At 69.0% G+C, this 1,343-nt stretch carries 1 protein-coding gene; it reads right to left on the bottom strand.

Translation table 11 applies throughout. From position 1 onward, the window contains the following. Positions 1–25: 25 nt before the first annotated feature. A complete protein-coding gene (locus AC6CH2_RS02395; RefSeq protein WP_498267763.1) occupies positions 26–1,288 on the bottom strand; it encodes a pyridoxal phosphate-dependent decarboxylase family protein in 1,263 nt (420 codons plus the stop codon). Between the last annotated feature and the right edge of the window lie 55 nt (positions 1,289–1,343).

Raw genomic sequence — 1,343 nt, forward strand, 5'->3', positions numbered from 1 at the left:
CGCATGATCCTCAGCGTCGCCCTGCTCAGTACGTGACCACGGTCCGCGATTGCGAGCGCAGGGCCGGCCGGTCCGCGTGCGGGATCGAACGTTCCAGGTCGCTCAGGTAATCGTCGACGCCCTGATCGTGGCCCGGAGTCACGGTCATGTGCAGTGCGGCCGGGTTGGACAAGCGGCTGACGTACCAGCCGCGCGCTTCCATGGCGTCGCCGACGTCGTGGATGTCGTAGCGGTCGGAGGCGAAGGCGATCACGCTGAGGTCGGGCTGGCCGAGCAGGTGCAGGCCGGGGATGCGCTCGATGCCCTCAATGTAGCGGTCGCGGATGTGCATGACGCGTTGCGCGAGCGCGCGGTAGCCGGCTTCGCCGAGGTAGTGCATCACCGCCCAGGCCGCGGCGACGGCGCCGCCGGGGCGGGTGCCGGTCAGGGTTTCGGTGCGGTAGATGCCCTTGGGCCAGTCGAAGTACTCGAAGTACTGGTGCTCCTGGTCTTCGGCATCGGCGTACAGGATCACCGAGGCGCCCTTGGCGGCGTAGCCGAACTTGTGCAGGTCGGCCGACAGCGAACGCACGCCGGGCACGCTGAGGTCGAAGCGCGGCACGCCGCTCACGAACTTGGCCACGTGCGGGGCGAGGAAGCCGCCGATGCAGGCGTCGACGTGCAGCCAGACCCCGCGTTCCAGCGCCAGGCGGCCGATCTCGACGATCGGGTCGATGGTGCCGAACGGCAGCGACGGCGCCGAGGCCACGATCATCATGGTGTCGTCGTCGATGTGTTGGGCGAGGATGTCGGCGCTGGCGCGGTAATCGACGCCGATCGGCACCCGCACCACCTCCAGGCCCATCAGGTCGGCGGCTTTGTCGTAGGCCGGGTGCGCGCTGGCCGGCAGCAGCAGGTGCGGGCGCGCTTGCGGGCGCCGCGCGCGGAAGGCGCGATGGGCGCTGCGTACCGCCAGCATGATGCTCTCGGTACCGCCCGAGGTCATGGTGCCGCCGGCATCGCCGCCGCCGCCGAGCAGCGACAGCGAGATGTCGAGGATGTCGTCCTGCATCCGCTTCAGGCTCGGGAATGCCGCCGGCGCCAATGCGTTCTCACTAATGAACATCGCATAGGCCTGGCGGGCGACGTCGAGCACGTCCTCGCCGGCGTAATAGACGTGCAGGGGCGTGCGGCCGTGGCGCCAGTCGGCATCGCCGCTGCGCAGGTCGGACATGGCTTCCTGCAGCTCGCTCCAGGCCTGGCCGCGCGAGGGCAGGGTCTTGCGACCGTTGAAATTGAACCGCGTCATGATGCGCTGTCTCGTCAGGTCAAAGGGAAAATCCAGGGAAAGCGGAGGCCATCGC

Source organism: Lysobacter sp. GQ73 (assembly GCF_059758755.1).

Excerpts from the sequence above, each read along its gene's own strand:
- AC6CH2_RS02395 (WP_498267763.1), bottom strand. The coding sequence starts at position 1,288 with ATGACGCGGTTCAATTTCAACGGTCGCAAGACCCTGCCCTCGCGCGGC.